Origin of the sequence: Prosthecobacter sp. SYSU 5D2 (assembly GCF_039655865.1) — a bacterium.
In the GTDB taxonomy this organism is placed as follows: domain Bacteria; phylum Verrucomicrobiota; class Verrucomicrobiia; order Verrucomicrobiales; family Verrucomicrobiaceae; genus Prosthecobacter.
In genome coordinates this window covers 167,153-194,013 of record NZ_JBBYXL010000012.1, presented here as the reverse complement: position 1 = coordinate 194,013, position 26,861 = coordinate 167,153, and the positions used below count along the sequence as shown (strand labels likewise).

Genomic DNA, 26,861 nt, shown 5'->3' with positions numbered 1-26,861 from the left:
GCATCAACCTCAACACTGGCCTGCGTTTCCGCAGGGGTGATGACAACAACCAATCACTCTCAAGACCAGCTTTGGGGGACTTCTCCCGCCATCACTGTTGATAGGTTAGATTCCCCTGCGTCGCAGATGTTGAATCAAAATGATTTTTTTTTCATTTTTTTACCGCAGTTCTTTTTGGGTGCCAGTGGGCGGGGGAGATCTCCCTGCTTTTACCACCTTGAATGTGAGGATGACACAGCCATTGTTACTGCGCTTCAGAAATGCCCGTGAGCCATGAACTACCCTGCCAGCCTCACTGAACTCATCGGCTTTTTCGAGTTCCTGCCCGAGCCGGAGAGGCGGGAAAATCTGATCAGCTATGCCGAAGCGGCAAGCGCGTGCGTGCGCAGGGAAGGGGAGGTCTATGATTTGGAGGACGTGCGCAAAGATGAAGAATGCACCGATACGGTCGGCGTCTTTCTGAAAGTGGATGAGCAGGACCGGGTCACCTTTGCCATTGAACTGGGGCCCAAGGTGCAGACACTGACCCGGGCTCTGACCGCCATCCTTTGCCAGGGGCTGAATGGCAGCACCCTGGCGGAAGTGATGGCTGTGGCGCCGGAATTTGTACCGCGCATCATCGGTGCGGAACTCGTTCGTCTGCGCAGCCAGACTGTGTATTATGTGCTCACCCGGATGAAGTCGGCGGTGAAGATTTACCTGGACCGCCGCGATGCATCATGAATGTCACCGCTGGGCGGCCGCACGTTTCCGGGCAGGCAGCAGCGAGGGCTTGAAGGTCTTCAAAAAGGATTCCTCCGCCTCGATGCTGCCAATGAGGAACATGCGTCCAGACAATGGCAACTGGTAGTCTGCGGGCGGATTCAGCACTCTTTTTCCATTCTCCTCCACCGCGATGATGCTGCACCCGGTCTGCGAGCGCACCTGCAGTTCATGGATCTTTTTGCCCGCCATGGAGGCTGGGATCTCCGTGGGAAAGACGTTTACCCCTTCTGCCAGCAGGAGGTGGTCTGAGCCGCGCAGTACATTCAGGATCGTGTTAGCGCCCATGGAAGCATAGGAAAGCACCAGGTCCGCCCCGGCCCGCAGCATCGTCGGCACATTTCGGTCCAGCGTGCTTCGTGTCAGGATCTGCCAGTTGCTGCGCAGGCGGCGGAAGAAAATCGTCAGCGCCACATTCGTGTCGTCATCATGCGTGGTGATGATCAGCGTCGTCGCCTCGCGCGCACAGGCCTGTTTTAAAATATCCATTTCCATCGCATCTCCGATGACTGCCGAAGGAATGTGTTTGACCCGCTCCGGCAGTTTTTCAATCAGGCTGATGGCGCAGACATTCAGATCCATCAGTGCGTGATAGGTGGCGCGGCCTACGCGGCCCCCGCCAATGATGATGACCCTGGGCTTGTCCGGCACCTGGGTGCTGAAGGAGGCGTTGTATTGTTCAAGCTGGGCCTTCGTCCCCGCCACCACAAACAAGGTTTGGTTGGTGATCTCCCTTTCCGGCGAGGCCATTTCCAGGCTGCCACGATTCCAGGTGCCAATGACGCTCACGCCGGTGCGGGCGCGGATCTGGCTCTGCGCCAGCGTGCTGCCCACTAGCGCCGTCCCGGCAGCGGAGGCTTCTGCAATGACCAGGCCGTCCAGATTGCCGATGATGTGGGCATCCGAATCCCGGATGCTGACCCGCCGAGCCAGCGTATGGCCCATCACCTCCTCCAGCCGCAGCACCAGCGTCACCCCGGCCAGTTCTAAAACATCCCGTGTCGCATTGGAGCCGGCGGAAGCCACGATGGGGATGTTGGGGGCCAGTTCCCGTGCCGTGAAGGTCACGTTGGCATTGATCATTTCACTGCGCATCGTCACCAGCATCGCCGCATTCTCGATGCGCATCTTGCGGTAGGTTTCCGGATCATCGAGATCCCCCACCGCAGCCTTGATGCCGCGTTCATCCAGCTCCAGCGCCTCCGCCAGCGTCGGGCACAGCACCACATAGGGGTGCCCGTAGTTTTGCAGCATGGGGATCAGTGCGCTGGCCACCGCGTCATAGGCGGTCAGGATCACGTGGTGCTGCATCGTGGGAGGCAGTTCTCGCGGTGCTTTCGCCGCCGCCTGCGCCCGCATCCACGGTGCATAGAAGAATTCGATGAAGGTAAACGGCAGCAGCACCAGCATGAAAATCACCCCCGTCACCAGCACCACGATGGAAAAGAAACGGCCGATATCCCCAGCGAAGGTGATGTCTCCAAACCCCAGCGTCGTCATCACCGTCAGCGTCCAGTAGAGTCCCGTCACCCAGGAGTGATGCTGTCCCTCCCTTTCCATGAGGAGATGGAAAACCACCGTAAAAAAGAAAATCAGCCCTAGCAGCACCAGCAGGAGCTTCACCAGCGCCTTCAGGTTGGTACGGCTCGTACGGTCTTGCAGAATGGTGGCAAGGACAGAAATAAGACCCTTCATGAAGGTGCATCTTCCGCCGTGATTCCTGATCACGCAATGTCCGTTGCTTGGGAAGTCCGCACGGCGGGTGCAGTTCGTCAGAAAATCTATATAGATAAAGAAATAACTTATTGTTATTCATTTTGACTGACGTGCGATTAATTCGGTAAAGTGTCCACGTGTAAGTCAGTCATCTTGAATCTTCGTCTTATGAAGCAGTTCTGTATTTCCCTCATCCTACTCTTTTGCCAACATGGGTTCACCCATGCGCTGGAGGTGGAAAATGTGCGCGTCGTCCAGCGTGCGGAGACGAAGCTGGTGGACGTTGATTATGACCTCAGTGACGTGGCCCAGCCAGTCACCATCGCGCTGGAAGTCTCCGCTGACGGCGGTGCGACATGGACCGTTCCGGTGCGCCATGTCACCGGTGCTTATGGACCAGCCATATCAGCAGGGACCGATTTGAGCATGACTTGGGATGCCGGTGCCGACTGGACCGAAGAACTCTCAGAGCAAGTCCGTGTGCGGGTGCTCGCAGATGCCCATGCCGGAGAGATGGTGGCCATCCCGGCAGGCACTTTTGAAATGGGGGATCACCTGGATTCTAACAGCAACGCTCCCGTCCACACCGTCCGGCTGAGTTCCTATGCCATCGGGCAGCACGAAGTTCTTTCCGAAACCTGGGCACTGGTGCGTACCTGGGCTCTAAATGAAGGCTACACGGACCTGCCCGCAGGCTCGAGCCGGGGAGACGGCCATCCGATTTCAGGCATTGCCTGGCTGGATGTGGTGAAATGGTGCAATGCCCGGAGTGAGATGGAAGGGCTGACTCCTGCCTATTACCTGGATGAAGCTCATGAGGTGATCTTGAAGGAGGGAGACCACAATCCACTTAACTCCCAGATCAAGTGGGATGCTGACGGTTATCGCCTGCCAACTGAGGCGGAGTGGGAGAAGGCCGCACGTGGTGGCATCGCTGGCCAGCGTTTTCCCTGGGGCAACACCATCAGCCACACCGAAGCCAATTTTAACAATGAAGGGGGTGAAGAGTATGCCACCGGCACTACCGGAGCGCATCCAAACTTCAATACCGGACCTTTCCCCCGGACGAATCCTGTGGAGTATTTCCCTGCGAATGGCTATGGCTTGCATGGTGCCGCAGACAATGTCTGGGAATGGTGCTACGACCGCTACGCGGCGGATTACTATGCCACTTCACCCAGTTTAGATCCCCTGGGACCTCAATCGGGTAACAACCGTTGCCTTCGGGGTGGCAGTTGGGCAAATCACGCCGCCGTCGCGCGCATCAATTATCGTCGCCACAACAGCCGCACGTATGCACCTGAATGGTCTGGCGTGCGTGTAGTCCGCGGCACCCTCAGCGCCGCATCCCTCGTCGCCGGCCTTTCCCCCTCCACCACTGTGGATACCCGGGATCCCTCTCTGACGGTCGAGCAGTCATCCGGCACAGCGCTGGTCAGCGGCGAGTCGGTCACCAACTACATTGCCGTGGCCCTGGCTTCGCCGGAAGGCCGCACCTTTACCCTGCGCAATGACGGCGGCCTCGTTTTGGAAAACATCGCGGTAACCGTCATCGGAGATCATGATACCGACTTCAGCGTCTCCGGCGTCAATACCACCACCCTGGCCTCGGGGGAAACCATGACGGTGACAGTGACTTTCACCCCCACCCAGACCGGCCAGCGCAATGCAACGCTGCAAATCAGCAGCAACGATCCACTGCAAGGCACCTTCAGCGTCGGCCTCACAGGGCAGGGGGGATTCATCCCGGTGAGCTTTGCCTGGGACGGTCTGCTTCAGCCTTATGATGGCAGCCCACGGCCAGTTTCCGTCTCGACTGAACCGGCTGATATCGAGTTTACGCTGACCTATGCCGGCAATGCGGAGCCGCCTGTCCTGCCTGGGCAGTATGAAGTCACCGCCACCGTGACCAATCCGTACTATGAAGGCAGTTCCACCGTTCTTCTCGTCGTGGACCATCGGGGAGACCGTCTGGTGTTGGCACCCGATGAAGCGCCTGCCATTCCGTCCACGGAAAACATCGTGTGGGAAGAATCCGCGTCCGGTTTGTATGAAGGGCTGCTGCACTCAGATGCGGAAGAGCCACGCCTGCTGGGCTCGCTGGAAAATGTGAAAATTACTAGCAAGGGCAGCGTCTCTGCGCGGCTGCGGATCCAGGGCAGCGCGGTGGCCCTGCGCGGCAGTTTTGATGAGACGGGTCTGTGGGCGGTGGACGTGCCCAAGGCCAAAACAGGTGCCATCCAGGGACAGCTCCGCCTCACAGAGACAGAAGCCGGTCGCCAGGTCGTCACCGGAACGCTCACCTGGGCAGAAAGCGCGGCGACTGTTTATGCTCCTCGTGCGCAAGCGGTGGAAGCCTGGGTGGGTAACCACAGTCTGCTGCTTCCTGGAAATCCGGCCTGGCCGCTGGACGCGCCCGTGGGGGATGGCTGGGCGGTGGTGAAGGTCTCGAAAACTGGCAAGGTGACGGTGAAAGGCCGTCTGGGCGATGGCAACGCCTTCACAGAATCTGCCCTGCTTTCCGCCGCAGGCGAATGGGCGCTCTTTGCGGAGCTTTACCGTGCTGGCAGCACCCGTGGCCACATCGGCGGGCGCATGCAGTTTCGTGACATTGCGCTGATCAGTGACTGCGATGGCCTGCTGGACTGGCGGAAACCTGCGGATGACCGTGCCGCGCAGTTCCCGGCAGGATTTGACGTGCAGGTCCTGGCCGTCGGCAGCCGCCTGACCGCCGCAGCAAAGGGCCAGCGCCTTCTGGCCCAGCTTGCCGATGCGGAGCCGAATGCCAGCCTCAGCCTCATCAGCCCAGGCCTGACCGTCGGGGAGCTGGGAGAGCTGGAGCGAGTCATCAGCTGGCTGCCTACCAATGCCCTGCGCCACTACGGACCGGAGACCCTTGCGGGCAAGGCAAACCCCAAGAGCGGCCAGATTACCGGGAATTTCCGCGATCCAGAAACCGGCACCCGCATCGCCTTCACGGGCATCGCTTTGCAAAAGCAAGGCATCGTCGGCGGCCATTTTATGTTAGGGGATCGAAGCGGTGCTCTGCGCATCCTGCCAGGTACAGATTTCCCTCATCCGGGCAGTGACGGCGTCGTTGCTGAGATCGCCCAGGTGACGCTGCCGGAAACACCTGCCACCGCTCCCTCCCTCACGCCGATTGCCTTTGAGCGCGCCGCCGCCGGGACTTATTCTGGCGTGCTTGCGCTGGAAGGCGTCCATACCGGGGGCATCGAAAACCTGCGCGTCACCACCAGCGGCAGCTTCACGGGCCAGATCTGGATCAATGGTTTCCGTTATGCCCTCACAGGAACATTTGATCTGAATGGCAGCGCCACCACCCAGATTCAGAGCACGGGAGGATTGCCGCCTTTGGACATCACGCTCCAGTTGCAGCAGGCGGCAGGAAGCAGCGATGGCTATCAGCTTACCGGCGTGCTCAGCCTCTCCGGCAGCGATCACCTGGTGGATGCCCAAAGGCTGCCGCCCTACAGCACCCAGGACCCTGCGCCGCAGGCCGGTCCTTGGACGCTGGCCATGCTGGCCCCGGAGGACGTGAATGCCGATGCGCAACCAGGCGGAGACAGTGTGGCCGCTCTTAAAATCAGCGTCAAAGGCCTCTGCACCGGCACCCTGCTGCTGGCGGATGGCAGCAAGGTGACTCTCGCCGGCCATGTCTCCCGCAATGGCGAGTGGAGTCTGCATCGCGGTCTCTATGGAAATCCCGCCCGCGGATTCATTGCTGGAAAAGTCACCTTCCGGGAGTTGGAGGCCGTCAGCGAAGTGGATGGCCAGTGGCGCTGGGAAAAACAAAATGGTGCCGCTCCCAAATCAGCCCTCTACCCCACCGGCTTTGCCTTCACTCGGCCGGTCATTGGCTGCCGATATCAGGCTCCTGCCCGCAACCAGAGCGCCTGGCCGCAGTTGGGCGAGGGGTGGTACAATGCCTGGCTGCGTTTCCAAGGGCCGGCCTTTGCCGTCACCAGTGGCAGCTTCGCGCTGGACCGTCTGGTGACCTGGACAGGAAAAAACCAGGTCATTCATTATGGACCGGACGTCCTCAAGGTGAAGTTTGTCCCCGCCACCGGCCTCATCACCGGCAGCCTGCAGGATGCCGTGACGAAGGGGAGGCAGGGCTTCACCGGCATCCTTATTCAAAAGCAGTCCCTCGCCACCGGATTCTACCTCACCCCGAACCGCTCCGGCAGGTTCGTCATCGAGTCGCAGGCCGAGGTTGACTGAGCCTGGCAGCCGGTTTTTTGTGGATTCAGCAAGTGCACATTCCAGTTTGACAGCCCCGGCGGTCTGTTCTATAAACTCCGCCCTTCTCTCCAGCAGACTTTTTATATGGCCAATATTCGTTCTTCAGAAAAAGACATCCGCAAGACCATCAAGCGTACCGCGGCAAACCAATCCGTGAAGAGCCGTATCCGCACGCTCCGCAAGAAGGTCCTCAGCGCCATCGAAAAGGGTGATTCTGTTGCTGCCAGCACAAGCCTCAGCGAATTTTCCGCTGCCACGGACAAGGCTGCCAAGACGAAGGTGCTTCACAAAAACACTTCCTCCCGCCTGAAGAGCCGCCTGGCTGTCAAGGTGAGCGCCCTGACCAAGCCAGCATAAGCTGCCGGTTGTTTGTTCTTTTTTAAAACCCACCTCGCCTCGCGGCAGGTGGGTTTTTTCGTCGTGTTTCTGTCTGCTGCATTTTAAGATTTATCTTCTCTCTCACGCCCGTTTCAATCGCCTTCCATGATCTCCCGCATTTCCCTTTCTTCCTCCGGTCCCGAGTTTTCACGTCTCGTTTATGGCACCTGGCGTTTTCTCGACGATCCCGCGACTGCGAACCCGGCTGACCTGCTCAAGCGCCTGCATGCCTGCCTGGATCTTGGCATCACGACATTGGACACGGCGGAGATCTATGGCCTTTACCGGGTGGAGGAGTTCATCGGCCAGACACTCAGGCTCGAGCCAGGGCTGCGCGAAAAATTTGAGATCGTCACCAAGTCCGGCATCTACGTCCCCTGCGACTTTCACCCCGATCGCAAAGTCGCCCATTACAACGCTACCGCCGCCCGCATCGTCAAAAGTGCAGAGAAGTCACTGCGCTTCCTGGGCACTGATTACATTGATTTGCTCCTGGTGCACCGTCCCGACTGGCTCACCAGCGCCGATGAAACTGCCGAGGGTCTGAACCGGCTGCTGAAGGAAGGCAAGATCCGCAGCGCCGGGGTCTCCAATTACAACGTCCACCAGTTTGACCTGCTGAACTCCCGCATGGACCAGCCGCTGGTCACCAACCAGGTCGAGTTCAGCCTGCTCCACATGGACCCGATTTATGATGGCACTGCCGACCAGTGCCAGAAGCTGGGCATCAAACCGATGGCCTGGTCTCCGCTGGCCAAAGGCGCCCTGATGGACACGACTCAGCCCGCCTCCGCCCGCCTGCACGCCAAGGCCCTGGAGCTCTCCGCCAAGTATGGAAACGCCACCCTGGACCAGCTAGCCTATGCCTGGATCCTGGCCCACCCCTCCCAGCCCCTGCCCATCATCGGCACCAACAAGATGGACCGCCTCCTCGCCACGGCGAAGGCGGCTGAGATTCAGCTTGAGCGCGAAGACTGGTATGGCCTCTGGGAAGCTGCGCAGGGTCAGTCTATTCCGTGACCTAACTGGGTATCAGTTCTTTGGAGTGCAGCACCGGATGATGACCGCTGCGACCATCGCGCCGACCATGTTGGCGACGAGGTCCCAGCCAGTGTTAATGTAGCCGCCGACGTTGGTGTTGGGCATGCTTAAAACGGCGATGAATTCGATGACTTCATTGAGCGCGCCGAAGCCGACGCCGGCGGCGGCGCAGAGAGTCAGCATCCCCAGAGTCGGCTGGAGACGGATGCCAAAGCCGCGCTGCATCCCGCTGCTGAGCGCATGCCAGCAGAGCCAGGTGGTGATGCCGAAGCCGTAGGCATGGACGACCTGGTCATACTTTAGATAATCTGGAATCAGCCACAGGCTATACAGCACCGCATGCTCACCATTATAAGGCCAGCCTGCGGGCACCGGCACCAGACCGCCTGCCATGTGCAGCATGCCCCAAACAGAGAGCGCCCACAGCAGGGGAGTGCTGAGGCCCACCTTCCGGTGCACCAGCGTCATGACGCCGATGAGCACCAGCATCACGACGATATAGAAGATGAACTCTCCGTTGCCGCCAATCACCGAGGCTGCCACTGATGCCGCGATGTAAATGCCGTTGAACAGGACAAGGGGCAGCAGTTTCGGCGAGGGAGCAGGTGTCATAACAGGATCACATCACGGCGTGCCCTTGCTGTCCAGTCCGGACTGTTTCTATCCAGATGGCAGTTTGGCAGAGGCGTTGCCAGTAGGCCGGTAATTATAGATCATTGCCACTTGCATGTTCCCCTTCACGGGGACGCAGATGGAATTTTCTTCAATGCTGAAGTTATAGCTTCGGCAAAGCCTGCAAAATTATCGAAAGGTCCTGCAAGCTTTTTACCGTCTCCATCGAGGAGGGTTAGGGTTGGAGTGAAGAATCGAATATCATAGAGTTTGTTCAGTTCGCCGAACCATCCCTTGCTAAATTTAAAGAATTCGGGCGTGAAATTCCCTTTCGAGTCGTGCATAGCCGTAAACTCAAATCGCTCGCAAACAACGAACTCTGATCGTCGAGACAAAAACAATGGCGATGCTTTGACCAATACGGTGTCGAAATAAATTTTCGGTGAGGCCATCCCATGCTTACGCAGATGATGAATGTGTCCAGTGTAGAGGATGACCTTTCGATCAGTCTTTTTGGCAAGTTTGAGTGCTATGTCCAAGTCGGTCACATAGTCTTCCGTCTCCTTATGCACCGCACCGTCGGGACCTTCCGAAGGTGTTCTCTCTTGAGCATTCACAACACTTGAGCGACTCGCGAAGTAAACCGCTAGCAGGAGGATTGCAAAATAGTTGATTTTCATAATGAGATGACTGGTATTCATGAAACAGCACAATCAAAAGCCAGACCTCTGACGGTCTGGCTCCCTGGCTAAAAGAATAGCTGCATCAGCTTAGTTCACCACCTCACCACCGAACTCGCCCACGTGAAGCCGCCGCCGAAGGCGACGAGAAGGATGATGTCGCCGCGCTGGATCTTGCCCTGACGGTGGGCTTCATCCAGGGCCACGGGGATGGTGGCGGCGCTGGTGTTGCCATACTGGTCCAGGTTGATGAAGGTCTTTTCTTCCGGCACGCCCAGGCGGTCGGCGATGGCGGTGATGATGCGCGCATTGGCCTGGTGGGGGATGACCATGCTGATGTCATCCTTGGTCAGCCCGGCCATCTCCAGAGCCTGCTCACTGGCCTGGCACATGCGGGTGACGGCATGTTTAAAGGTCTCCCGGCCTTCCATGTGGATCGTGTTGGGACGGCTGGCCACGTTTTCCGGTGTGATCGGGCAGGCACTGGCTCCGCCGGGCACTTTTAAAAGGTCCGTCAGGTTGCCATCGCTGCCCATGACGGTGGAGAGCACACGGCCAGGGGCTTCTTCGCCTTCCTCGGCCCTGCGGATGACGACAGCACCGGCTCCATCGCCAAAGAGCACGCAAGTGTTGCGGTCCTGCCAGTTGATCAGGCTGCTGAGCTTTTCCGCGCCGATGACCAGCGCGGTGGTGCGGTTGCCGGTATTGATGAAATGCCGGGCGACCTGCAGCGCATACAGAAAGCCTGAGCAAGCGGCGCTGATGTCAAAACAGACGGCATTGCTGGCCCCGATCTTCTTTTGTACAAAGCAGGCGGTGGAGGGGAAAAACATGTCCGGGGTGACGGTGGCCACGACGATGAGGTTGATTTCCTCCGCCGTGACGCCTGCGGCGGCCATGGCGCGGCGGGCTGCCTCGCTGGCCAGGTCGCTGGTGGCCTGGTCATCGGCGGCGATGCGGCGTGCCCGGATGCCCGTCCGGCTGGTGATCCATTCATCGGAGGTGTCCACAAACTTGGACAGGTCTTCATTGGTCAGGATTTTTTCCGGCATGTAGCTGCCGGTTCCGATGATGCTGGAGGTGCAGAAGGGCTGCGGTTTAGGCTGGGGCATGGATGAGAAGATGTTGGGAGAGGGCGGCCTCGATGTGAGGGTTCACCTGGTGGGAAATGGTGTCGCAGGCCATGCGGATGGCGTTTTTCATGGCGTAGGCGCTAGCCCCGCCATGGGCGATGATGGTGATGCCGTTGAGGCCTAAAAGCGGCATGCCGCCGGATTCGTCCGCGCTGGTTTTTTTATGGATGCGCTTGAAGGCGGGCCTGGCCAGCATGCCCCCGATCTTGGTGCGCGTGGTGCTCATGATCTCCTCTTTGATCATGCCGAAAAGGGCATGGGCGAGGGCCTCGGAGGTCTTCAGGATGATGTTGCCGGTGAAGCCGTCGCAGACCACCACATCCGGTGGAGTGTCCCACAGGTCATGACCTTCGACATTGCCGATGAAGTTGATGCCCGGGGTGGTGCGCAGGAGCTTGCCGGTTTCTTTGCACAGGGAATTGCCTTTTTCCTCCTCGGTGCCGTTGGACATGAGGCCCACACGCGGATTGGAGCGGCCCATGACGTGACGGGCATAGGCGCTGCCCATGAGGGCATTTTGCACCAGGTGCTCCGGCAGGCTGTCGGGATTGGCCCCGGCATCAATGAGCAGCCAGGGCGTGGTCATGGATGGCATGACGGAGGCGATGGCAGGCCGCTCGATGTGCGCCAGGGTGCGCAGCTTGATGAGGCTGGCGGTGACGGCCGCGCCGGTATGGCCGGCGCTGACGACGGCGTCTGCGGTCCCTTCCTTCACCAGGTCCACCGCCCGGGAGATGGAGCTGTCCTTTTTTTTGCGCACGGCATCCAGGCCGCTGTCGCTCATGTCCACCACCTGGCTGGCGGGGAAGATTTCCAGCCTCGGGCCGGCGGGGATGCCCTGCGCCTGCATCTCCCGCTCAATGACTTCCGGCACGCCGACGAGAAAAAGTTTCTCGAGCTGCGGCAGGGATTCCAGGGCCAGCTTCACGCCGCCCATGGGGTTCTGCGGGGCGTGGTCGCCACCCATGACATCCAACGCGATTTTCATGCCTCAAGAGCTAGTGTTTTCAAAATGGTGAACGGCAGTTTAAAGCGTGGCCAGGGCAGTTTGCAAATGCGGATTCATCCGGGCTGTTCGCTTCATCAAGCGGCGGGACCTAAAGGTTTTATCAGCATGGAATGAAGATCTGGAAAAACACCAGGTTGTTTGAGGGCGGCTTCTGGACGATAGTCATCACTAGTGAGTCAAGCTGACGCCTCTTCTCCACCTCTTGCTTCCTGGTCCCAGGATGGGGACGCCCATGTCCTGGCTCTTTCCGGGGACTGGAGCCGTGAGGGACCGGAGGTGAAGCTGGAAGGTGAGGCCCCCGACCGCTGGCCTGACCGCTACGAAACAGGCTCCCTAGGCAGCTTTGATTCCACCCTGCCGGCATTCCTGCTGGCGACGCTGAGGAAAAGCGCTGACCAGAAAGACATAAAAACGGAAGACAAAAACGACATTAAGAAGGCCCTGGCGGGTCTGCCGGATAATTTGACCGGCCTGATGGAACTGGCCCTGGCCGTGCCTGAGCGCAGCGATGCCAAGACGAAGTCCGCTGACCATTCCGACCTGAAAGAACTGGGCAAAGTGACGCTTGCTGTCTGGAGAGGGATCAAGGGCATGGCCACGTTTGTGGGTGAATCCATTCTTTCCCTGGGACGCTACTTCACAGGCAGGGCGCGGTTCCGCCGCAGTGATTTTTGGATGACGGTGCAGCAGTGCGGCATTGAGGCGCTGCCCATCGTCTCGCTCATCAGCTTCCTCATCGGCCTGATTTTGGCTTTTGTGGGCAATGTTCAGCTTACCAACTTTGGTGCCAACATCTTCGTGGCCGACCTCGTGGGCATTGCCATGGTGCGGGAGATGGGCGTGGTTATGACGGGCATCATCATGAGCGGGCGCACCGGGGCCGCCTTTGCCGCGCACCTCGGCAGCATGAAGGCCAATGAGGAGATTGATGCCCTGCGCACCTTTGGCCTTAACGCTTTTGATTTCCTGGTCCTGCCGCGTCTGCTGGCGCTTTTGCTGATGCTGCCGGTGCTGACGGTGTATGCGAACATCATCGGCATCCTCGGCGGCATGCTGGTCGGTGCCGCAGTCGGCATTCCTCCTGTGCTCTATTGGACCCAGACCGTCGGGGCCATCACGCTGACCACGGCCTTTTTAGGGGTTTTCAAAAGCTTCTTCTTCGCAGCGGCCATCGCCATCAGCGGCTGCATGCAGGGCATGGAGGCAGGCAATTCCTCCGCCGCAGTCGGCCAGGCCACGACCCGCGCCGTGGTCATCTCCATCACGTCCATCATTATCATGGACTCCGGCTTTGCGGCCATCTTTACCCTCCTCGACATCTGATTCATGTCCGCCCCTTCACCAGAACCCAAAGCCAAGATCGCCATCCGGGATCTGACCATGGCCTATGGCTCCTTTGTGGTGATGAAGGACCTCAATTTTGACATCAATGAGCGCGATATTTTTGTCATCATGGGCGGCAGCGGCTGTGGCAAAAGCACGCTCCTGCGCCACCTCATCGGCCTGCGCGAGCCCGCCAAAGGGGAGGTCTATTACGATGGCGAAAACTTCACCGCGGCGAAAGCGGAGCAGCGGGAAAAGTTCATCCGCCGGTTTGGTGTCATGTATCAGTCCGGTGCCCTCTGGTCCTCGCTCACCCTGGCCGAAAACATTGCTCTGCCGCTGGAGGAATTTACCCAGATGCCGGCCAAGGCCGTCCGGGAACTGGTTTCTTACAAGCTCGCCCTTGTCGGGCTCTCCGGCTATGAGGACTTCTATCCCAGCCAGGTCAGCGGCGGAATGAACAAACGCGCCGGCATCGCCCGCGCCATGGCGCTGGACCCTGACATCCTGTTCCTGGACGAACCAGGGGCCGGGCTGGATCCGCTGAGCTCCCGCCGCCTGGACGATCTGATTTTGCGCCTGAGGGACAGCCTGGGCTCCACCGTGGTCATCGTCACCCATGAGCTGGCCAGTATCTTTGCCATCGCCAACAACTGCATCTTCCTCGATACTGAAACCCGCACGCAGGGTGCCGTCGGCAATCCGTCCGAACTCAAAGACCATTCGGACAACCCGGCCGTGCGGCTGTTTTTGAACCGTGGTGCCGAACCTGCCGCCCCATCCCCTTAGCCCTCTTTATTCATGAGCCAGAAAGCCAATCCCACCCTCATCGGGGCCTTCACCCTGGTGGGCCTCATCCTCGTTGGGGCTGCCGTCGTGCTCTTCGGTGCAGGCAAATACTTTGAGCGCTCTCATCGCATCCTGCTGCATTTTGACAAAAGCGCCATCGGCCTCATGGTCGGCTCGGATGTGCGCTTCGGCGGCGTACGCATCGGCAGCGTCTATTCCATCAACGTGCTGGTGGATACGGAGAAGAACCGCAAGATCATCCCTGTCGTCGTCGAGCTTTCGGAAAAGAACCTCAAGGCCATCGGTTCCACATCGGGTTTAAGCATTGACTTTGCCACCCGCGAAGGCGTGCAACGCGCCGTGGACGGTGGCCTGCGTGCCGGTATGAAACAGCAGAGCCTGCTGACTGGCCTGTTGTACATCGAGTTCGACATCACCCCCGACGTCCCTGGATTCGTCTATAACGGCCCGACCATTGGCAACTACCCCATGGTCCCGACCACCGCCACGGAGATTGATGAGCTTATCGCCGGCGTCGCCGACGGTCTGAAAAAGATCAACGCCCTGGACCTCGATGGCATCGCCAAAGACATGCGCGGCGTGCTCGAAAGCGCCCGCAAACAGCTTGACGACCTCAATGCCAAGGGCATCAGCGACAATATCATCGCCATCACCGAAGACATCCAGGCCATCACTGGCAATGAGAAGCTGAACAACGCCATCGCCAATCTGGATGAGGCCCTGGTGGAATTCAAAGCGCTGACAGTGAAGGTCAATAATGGCGTTGATCCGCTGCTGGAAGATTTTTCCCGGGTGGCGGACAAGGCGACCGAAAGCCTCAGCAGGATCGAAGAAGTGGGGGCGGAAGTCTCCAAGGTGGCCAATCCGCGCGGCCCGGTGCTGATGCGGCTGCAAGACGTGCTCATGGAAACCGAGCGCGCCGCCCGCGCCATCAAAGAACTGGCCAACGACCTCAAACGCAATCCCAACGCCCTGCTCATGGGCAAGGAACAACCCCAATGAATTCCCGGCTACTCCTGCTTCTCTGCCTGCCCTTCGCGCTGCTCTCCTGCAGCACCCTCAAGCCGGTGAAGGACCCCGCCTCACGGCATCTCCTGGACCCTGCCGTGCCCTACCGCGCCGGCCATTCATCCAGGCCTTCCCTCGCGATTGCCCGGCCTGCCCTTCCGGCCTACCTTGACCGCCAGCAGATCGTCACCCGCGATGGCACCGGAGCCATCAAGATCCAGGACAACACCCTCTGGTCGGAGCCTCTGGATTCAGGCATCGCCCGCGTCACCGCCGCCAATCTCAGCCGCCTGACAGGATCCACCTCTATCCTTCCGGTGGGGGACTTCATCTCCCTGGATTATACCGGTCTGCTGGAGCTCCGCATCGCCCAGTTTGATCCCGATGCCACTGGTAGCATGATCCTGGAATGCACCTGGCGGGTGCAGCCGGTCAGGGGATCCGATGTCGCCTTCCGCAGCTTCCGCACCGTCGTCCTTATCACTCCGACATTGCCCCCCATGACCGGTCGCATCTCAGCCATGAACGAAGCCCTGGGCCGCCTGGCGCGTGACATCGCCCGCAGTCTCTGATCGGCAAAAAGAGGGCCGAGAAAGACAAGTGAGGACTTGTGTCTGCCGCAAGCAGCTTTCACCTGTGTTCCATGAGCAATGCTGCCTGCCCGATGTGCGAGATGGAAGAGATTTTGGATCACGCTGAACGATATGAATGTGCCACCTGCGGTCACGAATGGCCGCATGAGACGGAGGCCGAAGCACCTGAGGCTGCACGCGTGGTGAAGGATGCGTATGGCCATGTGCTGGCCGATGGGGACATCGTGGCCATGATCAAGGACCTCAAGCTGGGTGGCACCTCCCAGGTGCTCAAGGTGGGCACCAAGTCCAAACCCATCCGGCTGGTGGATGGCGACCATGAGATCTCCTGCAAGATGGACGGGCTGGCCATTGCCCTGAAGGCCTGCTTTGTCAAAAAAGTCACGGTATAGACGGGCTGGCCTTTATCGGCGGCAACCGGTGATTGGAAGGAGCCGGGGGGGATGATAGACGGGAGGTTTTCCAGCGTTTTCAGTGCACCCCTTCGATGAAGATACTTCCATGCCTTGGCATACTCCTTTTTATAACCTCCAGCCTGATGGCCGTGGAACCGTATGTTGCGGGCGACCCGGACCTGCCGCAGCCGGTGGACGGGCAGTTTGCTGAGGGGCTCATCGCCAACTCGCCTTTCAGCCGGTATGTGAGCCTGGAGGATTCGCTTCAGCTCACGAGCATTGCGTATGTGGACGGGCGGCCGGTGGCTACGGTGTATAACAAGATGACCAAGGAGACGGTGCTGGTCTTTGAGGAGCCGAATGCCCTGGGCTGGCGGCTGACCGGGGCGGTGGCCGGGACGGATCTCATCAATACCCAGATCGAGATGACCGTCGGGCCGGAGTCCATCACGATGCATTATCATGGGCAGGAGGTCTCTCCCCAGGGTGGCAAGAAGGAGGGCAAAATGAGCCGGCTGGCCGGTGGCGGTGTGCCGAATAAGGACAGCAAGCTCTCGACGACTTCCTTGCTGGGGAAGGACGGGAAGAAGTTGTATTCGTCCCTGTCCCCGGAGGCGCGGGGACAGTTCAAGTCCCTGGTGAAGTCGCAACTGGACAAGCAGCCGAACATGACGCCTGAGCAGAGCAGCAGCTATGCGAAGAAAGTTCTGGCCCGGATTCAGGGGACGGACCGCTCTTCCACGGGTGCGGCGACCAAGAGCCCCAAGGCGGCGAAACCTGCCAAAAAGAAGCAGGGGGCCTGACCGGGGTCCTGTTCTTTGTCGCATTATTAGTTAGCGGATGGTCACTGCCACCCCGGCGCGCAGGCGGGAGGCCAGGCGGGCGATGTCCCAGTTGGCCAGCCTGACACAGCCGTGGCTGGCACTGCGGCCGATGCTGTCCGGATCATCCGTGCCGTGCAGGCCGATGCCGCTTTTGTTGAGCGCGATCCAGACGGCGCCGACGGGGTTGTTGGGGCCGGGTTGCAGCAGGTAGGTGTCATCGCTGCGCTCGCCGGTTTTGAGGAAGGATTTGTCATAGCGGAAGTCGGGCAGGCGGGCGATGCCCTTGATCTTCCATTCGCCCTGCGGGGACTCGGTCTGAGCGGAACCGATGGTGACCGGAAAGGCAGCGACAAGTTTGCCCTTTTCATGGAGATGCAGCATGCTGTCGCTGCCTTCAACCGTCACGGAGATTTCGTCCGGTTTAAGCGCGCCGTTCCCGCCTTTTTCGTCCTTGATCGAGTCCTCGGTTGAGGGCTCTTTTTTGTCTCTGTCCTTTGGGGCTGCCTCGACGTCTTTTTTATCCTGATCGGCCAGGTCCAGCAAAGGCATGTCCTTGACTGCATTCATGTCAAAGGGCTCCACATTGGGTACCTTCAATGTATCGCCTGCCTTCAGCGCCGCCAGCTTGCCCGGATTTAGCTCCTCCAGGAAATCCAGGTCGCTATGGAACTTTTCAGCGATGGCTTCCGGCAGGGTGGCATAAGGGATCCACTTTAGCCTGGCCTTGTCCGGTACTTCTTTCGGAAGTTCGCCTACCATCCTGGCATCCGCTTCGGTGACCTTGTATTCAATAAAGACTGGATCAACGCTGGAGAGGTCCAGATCCTGGAGATCGGGAAGGGGTTGGCGGGCTTTCTTCTTTTCATCCTCCGCAGTCTTGTCATTCTGCCCGGCATCCTTGCTTTCTTTCAGCACTGGCTTGCCCTGGGACTCACGATAGAGGGCGAGCGCCTTGCTGGTAAACCCACCGTAATGACCGTCAATCTTGCCCGGACCAAAGTTGGCGCGATCCAGAAAAACCTGGAGCTGCGTTGTGGCTTTCATCAATTGGGCATCGTCGGGAGATGAGGTTTCTTTTTCCTCCCCAGCAGCGGACATCAGGAACGGGCTGAACAGGAGGGATGCCAGGAGCGCTTTACGGAAGGACAGTTGCATGTGCAGTTATTCGTTTCTGCCCCATGCGCTGGCCCTGCCTCGATCTTGCATTTGCCAATCCCGCCAATCTCCACAACGATGCGCCTGTATTGCTGACCACGAATCAATGAAGAGCCAGAAACAAACCAACAAACCGCCACGCCCTTTTAAAAGCGGTAATGCCACCAAAGGCAGGGGGAACAAGGACGCCGGGTTTATCCCTGGCCAGAAGCCTGCGCCAAAACTCAAGAAAACCGTGGCTGTCACACCTCCGGCAGAGCCATTGCCGACGGAGGTCCAAGAAAAGCAGGCATGAGCACCGCCATGTTGAAACGGCTTCCTCATCTTGCTTGTGGCCTGATGCTCCTGCTGCTGTCGGGGTGTGCAACTCACACCGTAACTCCTGGTTCAAAATCCTCAGGTGACCTGCCGCCATTAATTGTCGAAAGACTGGGCTGGATGGATGAAGTGGCCAGGGTCAAGCAGGCCAGGTCACTGCCCGTGACGGACCCGAAACGCGAAGCCGAATTACTCGCTGCCATGGAAAAACAGGCTGCCTCGCATGAGCTGCCGCCAGAGGCAGTCCGCTCCTTTTTTGACGGCCAGATGGAGGCAGCCAAGGTCTTCCAAAACGAGTGGCTGGCCACGCATCCTCGGGGCGATGCGAGTGCTCACCCTTTGCCCGATCTCGCCAAGGATGTCCGGCCCGCGCTGGATGATTTAGGGCAGAAGATGCTGGCTGCATTGTCCATCACGCGACGGGATCACGAACCTGACCAGGTGCTTGCTGCGGCGAGAGCGGCCCTGATTCAGGCCGGATACTCACACGCAGTGACCCAGGCGGCGCTTGCCGGTCTGAAAGCAGGGCTTCGGTAAAAAGAAGATTGGAGCGGCTTTACAGCGCTTTCAATTTTTCCCGAATGGCTTCCAGGCCCGTCTGTTTGAGCAAAATTTTCCCATCCGGGCCGATCAGGTAAAGCGTGGGGAAATTCCGAAGATTAAAAAGACTGGTGATGGGGCCGGAGGTGGTGCCATCGGACCAGTTGCGGAAATTCACCTGGTAGTCGGTGCATGCTTTTTTGGCCTCGTCCGGGATGTCGGTATTGATGCCGAGCACGGTGACCGGTTTGCCAGCCGTCTTCATCTCGGTGACGAACTGGTTCACCTGCGGTAGCAGACCGTGGCAGGCGTGGCACCAGCCGCCCCAGAAAACCAGCACGACATGCTGCCCGCGATAGTCGCTCAGTTTAAAGGTCTGGCCGTCCAGATCTGTGCCTTCAATCTCCGGTGTGATGCTGCCCACGGAGAGGCTGCTCATCTCAAAAAGCATCCGCCCGGCCTGGTCGGCAATGGGGAAACCCTGGATTTTCACGTCGCCGTAACTGGCGATGATTTCCTGAAAACAGTCCATGGAGATCTGTTTGGAAACTTCTGCCTCGGCCGGGCTGAGGGCGGCGTCAAAACGCCGGAAGTGCAGCATGCCCAGGGCATACAAGGCGGCGGCTTTTTCCTCAGAATGCGGGTTTTTCTGGCGGATCGTCTCCAGGATGGGACCGGCCTTTTCCAGCGGGCGGAATTCCAGGGCTTTGACTGCCGGGGCGATGCCGGCACTGGCGGAATGGGTGGTGGCCAGCAGTTCAAGGGCGGTTTCCGACTCTGGGAAGGCCGCTGCCTGGGTGATGAGCCAGGTGACACCTGTGACGCTGCCCGGATCTGTCGGATGCGCTTGAACGACTGCCAGCACCTGGCTGGCATAAGGCGCGGCACTGGGCACCGAGGAGCGGTATCGGGCCTTTTCCTCTTCCGTCGTCGCCGCGATGATTTTTTGGGTGTTGGCGCGGACGGTGTTTTCGTATTTGTCAATGATGCTGCGGATCTGCTCATGCGCCGTAGCGGTGGTCAGCACTGTCTGTGCATAAACACCCAGGCCTGGCAAAAGGCTGAGCAGCAGGAGGCAGAGAAATAGGCAGCGCATCATGATTGGCTAATTTATGGTAATTATAAAGAACTGCAAACAAGAAGTGGCGCTTCAAAGGAACTCTGTTTTGAGGTTTGAGCCTGCCTGCGACGTATGCGAAGTAGGCCCATGAAGATTTTGGCAGCCATGTCCGGAGGGGTGGACAGCAGCGTCGCAACGGCGCTGCTGGTGCAGGAGGGGCATGAAGTGGTGGGGGCCTACATGAAGAACTGGATCAATGAGGAGAACATCATCGGCCATTGCCCCTGGGAGGAGGACATCGTGGATGCAAAGGCGGTGGCAGTCCAGCTCGGCATTGAGTTCCATGTAGTGAACCTCATGCGCGAATACCGGGAGCGGGTGGTGAAATACCTGTTGGAAGGATACCAGGACGGCATCACGCCGAACCCCGATGTGATGTGCAACCGTGAGATGAAATTCGGGGTGCTGTGGGATTGGGCCAAGGAGCGCGGATTTGACGCCATCGCCACGGGTCATTATGCCCGGAAAGGCAATGGTTCATCCATCCTGCGCGGTGCCGACAGCAACAAGGACCAGTCCTATTTCCTGGCGATGATGAAACCGGAGCAGGTGGAAATCGCCCGTTTCCCAATCGGCCATCTTTTAAAACCCGAGCTGCGGGAACAGGCGCGGAAGCTGGGGCTGAAGACGGCGGACAAGAAGGACAGCCAGGGCATCTGCTTCATTGGTGAGGTGAAAATGGAGGATTTCCTGCGCACTTTTGTCGAGGACAAACCGGGCCCAATTGTGAACCTGGAAGGCAAGGTACTGGGCCAGCATAAAGGGCTGCATTTATATACCCTGGGTCAACGCAAGGGCATCGGCGTGGCCAGCAATCTGTATAAACAGGCCTATGTGGTGGTGGCCAAGCGGCACGAGGCGAATGAACTGGTCATCGCCATCGAGCGCCCGGATACACCGCTGCTTTGGGCACGCCGCTGCACGCTGACCGGGCTGTCTGCCACCGGGTTGCCGTTGGATACGGCACGGACACTGCAGGCGCAGCCGCGATATCGCTGTCCGGCGGGCGATGCAGTCTTCACTCCCCTGGGGGGCGGGCGGGCGGAGCTCGTCTATTCTGAGCCGCAGCGTGCTCTCACCCCCGGCCAGATCTGCGCCCTTTACGAAGGGGAGCGGCTGCTGGGCGGGGCGGTGTTTGAGGGGATAGACTATGAGAGATAGCGGCAGGTGCCTTTTCAGACCACGGTGCCGCGTCCTTTGCCCTTGCTGTTCTTCGGCTTCGCCGGTGTGCCGCCTGGGACGCCTTCCTCCTGCAAGATAGTGTCCTGGGGCAGGGGAGCACCATCCTCGCTGCTCTGTGGCTCGGCCTCGGTATAGGGAGTCTGTTTTTGGTAGAGCTTCAGGCGGGCCTTGAATTCGGTTTCCAGGCTTTGACGTTCTTCTGGTGGCAGATCCTTGTCCTCAGGCAGCAGTGCCAGGGCTTTTTTCTGCCAAAGGACCGCTTCCAGATATTCGCCGTTGCGTGCCAGGCAGGCGGCTTTGGTATCAATCATCTCGTACCGCTGTTCCTCGCCTGCCTCATCCATGATGCGCAGTGCGCGGGAAGCCAGTTGCACGGCCTGTTCGCCATTGTGCAGGCTTTCATCCGGGCAGGTGGAAAGGAACCACGCCAGATTGTTGGCTGCCCACGGATCTTCACTCCGGGCCGCCCGCTGATACCAGGCACCCGCACGGCGGAAATCCACCGGCACCCCGATACCCGTGTAATAGAGGTTGGCCAGGCGGCTCATTGCCGGCACGAAGTCCTGCTGGGCGGCGCGCAGGTAGAAAAGGGCGGCCTTGGCCGGGCTTTTGTCCGTGCCCACACCCCGTTCATACTTGGCGGCCAGCGCGGTCTGGGCTGGCGCATGGTTTTGCTCGGCGGATTTCTCCAGCCACTCCGTCGCCTTCTCAGCGTTCAGCTTGACGCCTTTTCCCAGGTCATAAGCCATGGCGACGGCGTGCTGCGCGGGTGCAAAGCCGTTTTCAGCGGATTTGCGATACCAATCAAAGGCGGTTGCATCGTTTTGCTTCACCCCCATGCCGTCTTCATAAATGGAGCCCATGATGAACTGGGCACGCAGATGCTTTTGATTGGCGGCCTTTTCCACCCAGGCCACCCCTTCGGTTTCGTTCTTCACCAGCCCCTCGCCCGTCAGCAGACGCAGACCCAGTTCAAACTGGGAATCCGCATCCCCGTTGTCCGCCCAGGCCCGCAGCTCCTTGTCATTGATCCTGCCCTCCTGCTGGGCACTGACGGTCATGAAGGCAAGGCTGGCGCAGATAAAAAGACGGAAAAGAGGTTTCATGCTGGAAAACAATACGTTTCGAGAGTCGCGCCTACAACAGACAAACTTGCTGGCAAACTGCTCGAATCCTCAGATTCGAGAATCTCACATTCCCTGCGTTTTTTGGGAAGTTAAAGATCGAGCGTTGGATCAGGAGAGAGGTGATGGAGCCGAAGCCTGTTTGATAAGGCTTTGGCACTGCGTTTTCATTGAGGGCGTCATCGTTATGAAGGACAGCCGACGTGAAACCCGGCGGCAGCCGGGAGGACGGGGGAAGAAGTCACCGAAAATGACCCATAAAAAGCCCGGCTTTTCAGCCGGGCTTTGCTACGTCGAGTGCGATGACAGTTACTTGGCGATCCACTGCACGCCGTCCACGACGACGTAACCGTCGGTGCCTTCAGTGCTGATGATGACCTCAGAGTCTGCGCCGAATTCGAAGGTGCCCAGGGAAACCCCCAGGCCGTCCACATCCACGTCTTTCTTCTGGTTCACCGTCACCTTGGCCTCTCCGCCCTGGTACTTGATGGTCACGGGCACATTGCTGGCGCGGTTGTTATTGGGTGCATAGGCGAGGATCACCTCATACTTGCCGGCTTTCGGAAGCTGGGCGCGGAAGGTGGCGCTGCTCTGGCCCTTGCCGGTATTGCCATCGTGGCTGTAACCGTCGCTGATGAATTTCTTGGCGGCGGCACCGCGAGCCCAGCTGCCGGTTTTGATCGCCTGGGTGTCGTCAATGACGATGCCCTTCATGCTTTTCGGGTCCACGCCGCGTGAGCTGCTAGGACCGCTGTATTCCAGGATCTGGCCGTCCTTCACCAGTTGCTCACGCAGCTTGGCATAGGGGACCTTCTGCACGGCCAGGCCGTCATCAATCGCGATGACGGCAGCGCTGGCGGCGGACTGGCCCAGGATCATGAACACCGGCTCCATGCGGATGGAACCATAAGCGATGTGGCTGGCGGACATGGCCACCGGCACCAGCAGGTTGGAGCCCTGGCCTTCTTTTGGAACGAGGGAGCCATAGGCGATGGCATACGGACCGTTGGTGCTCACGCCGATGTCGCCTTCATTCTGCACATGGCCTTCCGGGGTGATGTAGCGCTGCACGTTGTGGCTATCAATGGTGTAGCTGCCCATGCCGACGGAATCCGGAGTGGGCTTCATTTTGCGCAGCTCGTTTTCCGTCATCACAAAGTGGCCGATCATGCGGCGCGCCTCGCGGATGTAAAGCTGGTGGGACCAGTTGCCATTGTCCGTGAATTCATCCTTCGGCAGGCCCCAGGTGTTCAGTTCCTCCTGGAGCTTTTTCGGCACGCGCGGGTCATTGGCCACGAACCACATCAGACCCTGCTGGTAGATGCGATGCTCTTCGATGATTTCTTTGCGGCGCTCATAGCTGGCCTCCGGGTAATCATAGTTATAGCCGATGTTATCAAAGCTGAAGGGACCGTGGTTGTTGGTATCCGTCTTGTGGTTCGGCACAGGGTCAAACTTGTTGAAGAAACCGTCCCAGCCGGTCTGCAAGACGCGCAGCAGCAGTTCATACTGACTGGCATCATAACCTTCTGGCTTCGGGAAGGGGATGCGGTTGGAGGGATCGTTCGTATAGCAGGAGCGGAAGCAATAGGCCTGCACGCGCTTGTCGCCTTCGCCCTTGTTGCCGGGAGGCTCCGTGCTGATGCGTGCCAGCACGCCGCTTTTCGGATCGCCCGGGATTTTATACGGGCTCATCTTCATGTCACCAAAGTGGTGATGGTGATGCAGGATGCCTACCTGCACGCCATTGTGCTCCTCGCCATACACGCTGTTGGCTTCGCGACCGACATGATAGTCCACTCCGGCTGCGGCCATCAGGTCACCTTCATAGGTCGTATCAATGAACATCTTCCCGGCATACGTGTTGCCATCCAGAGTGGTGATGGCGACGATCTTGTCGCCTTCCTTCTTGACGCCTTTGGCGCGGTCCAACCAGGCATCGCGGACCACGGTGATGTCATTTTCCTTGATCCAGGCCTCAAAGATTTTTTCCGCCGCGCTCGGTTCAAAGATCCACATGGTCCGGTTTTCGCCGTCCATCGCCGGGGTGCCCTGGCCCTTGTTGCCGTATTCATCCTTCTTTTGCTGCACCCAGGATTCATCCTTCTGGTAGTGCATGAAGATGCGGTGGTAAAACTCGCGGGACAGGCCGCCGATGACGGCTTTGTTACCCGTATCCGTATAACCGAGGCCGCCACTGCTGAGGCCGCCCAGATGCTTGTCAGGACTGACGATGATGACGGATTTGCCCATCTTTTTCACCTGTACAGCGGAGGTGATGGCAGCGCAGGTGCCGCCATAGATCACGACATCGTGCTCCGAGGTGGCCGCCTGGACAGCGAGATTAAAAGACAACAGGGCGAAGAGGCAGGTTGGGACTCTCATGTGGGGGGGTGTATTCGGCCAGACGTAGGCGCTTTGTCAACCTAACGGTGCTCAGCTCTCCCCGCCTTTCCTTGGCTTTCGAAAGATGTGGAGCAAAGGGCTCAGGATGATAAACGCCAGAAATAAGTTCACCCACGGAATCGCCCTCGATTCCCAGGTGGGTCTATTCTGAGATGGCACATCCTTGGGCAAACCGGCAAAAACGCCCTCCACAGCAAAACCCGTATCATAAAGATAATCCGGCTCAAAAGGGCTGAAGGGCACCTGCATCCGCAGCTCACCCTGCTCATAAGTCGTCTGCAGCGTCGCCAGCTCGCCCAACTCCGGAAAACCGGTGAATTCCAGCCAAACATTCCCAATGACTTCCGGCCAAGCGAGCACAAAAGTGATATCTACAGACAGGTATGTATCATTTGTTTGGAGCCCTGTTCCCAGAGGCCAAAGCGGCTCTATCTTCGTGCTCTCACCCAGCCTCACGGGTTGGTTGTTAATGCGCAGCAGAACATGCTTGCGGAGAAACCCTTCCAGCGCCGGGCGCAGCGCTTCCAGTTCCGCCGCACCCGGTCTTTGCCCCGTCTGGAAGTCCTGTTGCAGCATCTTGGCCAGGGTATAAAGGCTGATAGTAAACCGAAACTCCAATTCCTGCCGCTCCACCTTCACCCGCAAAGGCGTGACATCGGCCGGATGCGCCGCCAGCCAGCAGGGCAGGCTGAAGATGAGCAAGACGACGAGAACCTTCATATCCTGCATCATGCCTCATTCAGCAGGGGATTGAAAGGCGTCTGCATGCACATTCGTTTTCCGCTTAACCTTATGCGCCTCGTTTCCACCCTGACCCTGCTCTCCCTCTCCACCGCCCTGGCCGACTGGCCCCAATGGCGCGGACCCGCCCGTGACGGCGTCTCCACCGATACCACCCCCATCGCCGAAAGCTTCCCTGAAGAAGGGCTGACGAAAGTCTGGGAAAGCGACTTCATCCCCAGCGACCACCTGGGGGGCCACGGCAGCCCCGTTGTGGCCGGTGAGCAGGCTTTTATCTCCGTCGTCTGGCATGACAAGGTGCCCTCCGAGCAGCGGGAAATTGATTCCGAGGTCATGCAGCAGATGAACTATCGCGGCACCTCCCCGGAACTGGCCAAAAAGATGGAGGCCGACCGCCTCTCCATGCCCGCCATGCGCGGGGCCAAGCTGGATGAATGGCTGGCCGCATGGCGCAAAGAAAACCTCAGCAAAAAAGAAGATCTCAGCCTCGGCAAATGGGCCGAATCCCGCTTCAAAGCCGGCAAGTCCGCCCTCCCTTTGGAGGAACTCGCCCGCGTCTCCAAACGCCAGAACAAGCCCTTCGCCAATCTGGACGCCTTCAAGCAGTGGATGGAGGATGAAAATTTCTCCCAGCCGGTGAAGGACAAGCTCATGGTCGCCGTGCCCAATACCATCAAGGTGGCCAAGGATGTCGTCGTCTGCCTGGATGTGAACACTGGCAAGGAAGTTTGGAAGTTTGAGGCCGAAGGCAAGCCTACCGGCCGCAGCTCCAGCAGCACCGCCGCCGTGGTGGATGAAAAAGTCTATGCCGCCGGCAGCACCCACCTTTATTGCCTGAACCAAAAGGATGGCAAGATGCTCTGGAAAGCACCGCTTCCCTCCGGCGGCCCTGCCGCCTCACCTCTGGTGGTCGGAGACACCGTTTACATGGCCGCCGGCCGTGCCCAGGCCTTTTCCACAGCGGATGGCAAGATCCTCTGGGAGCAGAAAGACGCCAGCGGCAACACTGGCAGCCCGGTCCTCTGGACGCCTGAATCAGGCGATCCCGTGCTTCTCGTTGTTGGCTCCAAAACCCTCTACGGCCTGTCTCCCAAGGATGGAAAAGTGCTCTGGAATGTCGAAGGCGGCGGCCAGTCCACCCCCGTCACCCAGGGGGACTGGCTGGTCATTTACAGCGGTGCCAAGGATGTCGGCCTGCGTGCTTACCAGCATGTCAAAGATGCCGCCCCCAAAGCCGCCTGGTCCCATTTTTGGGAAACCGTGCGCTACAGCGGCAGCCCCATCATCCATGACGACCATGTCTATCTGACCTGCGGTGGCAAGCACCAGTGCGTGGAACTGGCCACCGGCAAGGTGACCTGGCTGGAAAACGAGGTCAACAGCACCATCACCTCCCCCATCATCGCCGATGGCAAGCTCATCGTGTATGAAAACAACGGCAGCCACCTGCGTATGGTGAAGGCCCAGCCCGGGGCTTACCAGCAGCTCGCCCGCGCCAAGGTCGAAGGCATGGGGTGCACGTCCCCGGCCCTCAGCAACGGCCGCCTCATCGTCCGTCAGCGGGAGAAGCTGGTCTGCTATGACCTGCGTCCAAAGGATTGAGTTCTTCCAGCTTGGGATCACTTCCTCATTGAGGTTTATTTCCGCAATAGTGGTGCGAACAAGGCACTGTCGTGGAAGTGATGTAAAATCACTGGCAACGATGGGATGGCAGTGAGAGAAAACGTT

Annotated in this window: 23 protein-coding genes; 13 read left to right on the top strand and 10 right to left on the bottom strand. The window is 59.0% G+C overall.

From position 1 onward, the window contains the following. Nucleotides 1-273 precede the first annotated feature (273 nt). Entirely contained in the window at nucleotides 274-723 is a 450-nt protein-coding gene (locus WJU23_RS20000; protein WP_346334392.1) for a SufE family protein, read from the top strand. A 3-nt stretch (nucleotides 724-726) separates the two neighbouring features. Here WJU23_RS20000 and WJU23_RS19995 read toward each other — a convergent pair whose 3' ends face one another. Beyond that, complete coding sequence (locus WJU23_RS19995) at nucleotides 727-2,457, bottom strand: NAD-binding protein (RefSeq protein WP_346334391.1); 1,731 nt, start codon at nucleotides 2,455-2,457, stop codon at nucleotides 727-729. A gap of 189 nt (nucleotides 2,458-2,646) precedes the next feature. On the opposite strand from WJU23_RS19995, the gene WJU23_RS19990 reads away from it, so the two are divergent. The 3 genes from WJU23_RS19990 (at nucleotide 2,647) to WJU23_RS19980 (ending at nucleotide 8,139) form a co-directional block, all read left to right on the top strand. Continuing rightward, on the top strand, nucleotides 2,647-6,720 hold the full coding sequence (locus tag WJU23_RS19990) for an SUMF1/EgtB/PvdO family nonheme iron enzyme (protein ID WP_346334390.1): 4,074 nt from the start codon (nucleotides 2,647-2,649) through the stop codon (nucleotides 6,718-6,720). 105 nt (nucleotides 6,721-6,825) lie between these two features. Beyond that, complete coding sequence (rpsT, locus tag WJU23_RS19985; protein WP_346334389.1) at nucleotides 6,826-7,098, top strand: 30S ribosomal protein S20; 273 nt, start codon at nucleotides 6,826-6,828, stop codon at nucleotides 7,096-7,098. 126 nt (nucleotides 7,099-7,224) lie between these two features. Next, the gene (locus WJU23_RS19980; RefSeq protein ID WP_346334388.1) at nucleotides 7,225-8,139 is read left to right on the top strand and encodes an aldo/keto reductase; all 915 of its coding nucleotides are present in this window, start codon (nucleotides 7,225-7,227) and stop codon (nucleotides 8,137-8,139) included. Between the two features lie 12 nt (nucleotides 8,140-8,151). Here the strand turns inward: WJU23_RS19980 and WJU23_RS19975 are convergent, their stop codons facing one another. The 4 genes from WJU23_RS19975 to plsX all read right to left on the bottom strand — a co-directional run bounded on the left by WJU23_RS19975 (nucleotide 8,152) and on the right by plsX (nucleotide 11,573). Then, nucleotides 8,152-8,772, bottom strand: coding sequence for a hypothetical protein (locus WJU23_RS19975; RefSeq protein ID WP_346334387.1), 621 nt, complete (start codon nucleotides 8,770-8,772; stop codon nucleotides 8,152-8,154). Between the two features lie 125 nt (nucleotides 8,773-8,897). After that, entirely contained in the window at nucleotides 8,898-9,452 is a 555-nt protein-coding gene (locus WJU23_RS19970; RefSeq protein WP_346334386.1) for a hypothetical protein, read from the bottom strand. 95 nt (nucleotides 9,453-9,547) lie between these two features. After that, nucleotides 9,548-10,564 (bottom strand): beta-ketoacyl-ACP synthase III, encoded by a 1,017-nt coding sequence (locus WJU23_RS19965; RefSeq protein ID WP_346334385.1) that lies wholly within the window; start codon nucleotides 10,562-10,564, stop codon nucleotides 9,548-9,550. Next, nucleotides 10,551-11,573: a phosphate acyltransferase PlsX gene (gene plsX / locus WJU23_RS19960; protein WP_346334384.1), complete on the bottom strand. Its 1,023-nt coding sequence runs from the start codon at nucleotides 11,571-11,573 to the stop codon at nucleotides 10,551-10,553. The genes WJU23_RS19965 and plsX overlap by 14 nt, the downstream gene beginning before the upstream one ends. 192 nt (nucleotides 11,574-11,765) lie before the next feature. Between plsX and WJU23_RS19955 the strand changes: the two genes are divergently transcribed. From WJU23_RS19955 to WJU23_RS19930, 6 genes are all read left to right on the top strand, one after another. Continuing rightward, nucleotides 11,766-12,917, top strand: coding sequence for an ABC transporter permease (locus WJU23_RS19955; RefSeq protein WP_346334383.1), 1,152 nt, complete (start codon nucleotides 11,766-11,768; stop codon nucleotides 12,915-12,917). A 3-nt stretch (nucleotides 12,918-12,920) separates the two neighbouring features. Continuing rightward, nucleotides 12,921-13,706: an ATP-binding cassette domain-containing protein gene (locus WJU23_RS19950; protein ID WP_346334382.1), complete on the top strand. Its 786-nt coding sequence runs from the start codon at nucleotides 12,921-12,923 to the stop codon at nucleotides 13,704-13,706. Nucleotides 13,707-13,718: 12 nt separating this feature from the next. Further along, nucleotides 13,719-14,729 (top strand): MlaD family protein, encoded by a 1,011-nt coding sequence (locus WJU23_RS19945; RefSeq protein WP_346334381.1) that lies wholly within the window; start codon nucleotides 13,719-13,721, stop codon nucleotides 14,727-14,729. Continuing rightward, nucleotides 14,726-15,307 carry a PqiC family protein gene (locus WJU23_RS19940; RefSeq protein WP_346334380.1) on the top strand — a complete coding sequence of 194 codons (582 nt, stop codon included), beginning with the start codon at nucleotides 14,726-14,728 and terminating at the stop codon, nucleotides 15,305-15,307. Before WJU23_RS19945 ends, WJU23_RS19940 begins: the two co-directional genes overlap by 4 nt. Nucleotides 15,308-15,378: 71 nt before the next feature. Further along, nucleotides 15,379-15,720 (top strand): zinc ribbon domain-containing protein YjdM, encoded by a 342-nt coding sequence (locus WJU23_RS19935; protein WP_346334379.1) that lies wholly within the window; start codon nucleotides 15,379-15,381, stop codon nucleotides 15,718-15,720. A 146-nt stretch (nucleotides 15,721-15,866) separates the two neighbouring features. Beyond that, nucleotides 15,867-16,526 carry a hypothetical protein gene (locus tag WJU23_RS19930; RefSeq protein WP_346334378.1) on the top strand — a complete coding sequence of 220 codons (660 nt, stop codon included), beginning with the start codon at nucleotides 15,867-15,869 and terminating at the stop codon, nucleotides 16,524-16,526. A gap of 30 nt (nucleotides 16,527-16,556) precedes the next feature. On the opposite strand, the gene WJU23_RS19925 is transcribed toward WJU23_RS19930, so the two are convergent. Beyond that, nucleotides 16,557-17,702 carry a L,D-transpeptidase gene (locus WJU23_RS19925; protein ID WP_346334377.1) on the bottom strand — a complete coding sequence of 382 codons (1,146 nt, stop codon included), beginning with the start codon at nucleotides 17,700-17,702 and terminating at the stop codon, nucleotides 16,557-16,559. Between the two features lie 291 nt (nucleotides 17,703-17,993). Here WJU23_RS19925 and aroQ point away from each other — a divergent pair, with 291 nt between their 5' ends. After that, complete coding sequence (aroQ, locus tag WJU23_RS19920) at nucleotides 17,994-18,557, top strand: gamma subclass chorismate mutase AroQ (protein ID WP_346334376.1); 564 nt, start codon at nucleotides 17,994-17,996, stop codon at nucleotides 18,555-18,557. 19 nt (nucleotides 18,558-18,576) lie between these two features. On the opposite strand, the gene WJU23_RS19915 is transcribed toward aroQ, so the two are convergent. Continuing rightward, nucleotides 18,577-19,659: a redoxin domain-containing protein gene (locus WJU23_RS19915; protein WP_346334375.1), complete on the bottom strand. Its 1,083-nt coding sequence runs from the start codon at nucleotides 19,657-19,659 to the stop codon at nucleotides 18,577-18,579. 108 nt (nucleotides 19,660-19,767) lie between these two features. Between WJU23_RS19915 and mnmA the strand changes: the two genes are divergently transcribed. Continuing rightward, entirely contained in the window at nucleotides 19,768-20,841 is a 1,074-nt protein-coding gene (mnmA, locus tag WJU23_RS19910; RefSeq protein ID WP_346334374.1) for a tRNA 2-thiouridine(34) synthase MnmA, read from the top strand. A gap of 14 nt (nucleotides 20,842-20,855) precedes the next feature. Here mnmA and WJU23_RS19905 read toward each other — a convergent pair whose 3' ends face one another. The 3 genes from WJU23_RS19905 to WJU23_RS19895 form a co-directional block, all read right to left on the bottom strand. Beyond that, nucleotides 20,856-21,968 carry a tetratricopeptide repeat protein gene (locus WJU23_RS19905; RefSeq protein WP_346334373.1) on the bottom strand — a complete coding sequence of 371 codons (1,113 nt, stop codon included), beginning with the start codon at nucleotides 21,966-21,968 and terminating at the stop codon, nucleotides 20,856-20,858. Nucleotides 21,969-22,295: 327 nt separating this feature from the next. Further along, nucleotides 22,296-24,371 (bottom strand): FAD-dependent oxidoreductase, encoded by a 2,076-nt coding sequence (locus tag WJU23_RS19900; RefSeq protein ID WP_346334372.1) that lies wholly within the window; start codon nucleotides 24,369-24,371, stop codon nucleotides 22,296-22,298. A 51-nt stretch (nucleotides 24,372-24,422) separates the two neighbouring features. Beyond that, nucleotides 24,423-25,112, bottom strand: coding sequence for a hypothetical protein (locus tag WJU23_RS19895; protein ID WP_346334371.1), 690 nt, complete (start codon nucleotides 25,110-25,112; stop codon nucleotides 24,423-24,425). Nucleotides 25,113-25,184: 72 nt separating this feature from the next. On the opposite strand from WJU23_RS19895, the gene WJU23_RS19890 reads away from it, so the two are divergent. Beyond that, a complete protein-coding gene (locus tag WJU23_RS19890; protein ID WP_346334370.1) occupies nucleotides 25,185-26,735 on the top strand; it encodes a PQQ-binding-like beta-propeller repeat protein in 1,551 nt (516 codons plus the stop codon). Nucleotides 26,736-26,861: the final 126 nt, after the last annotated feature.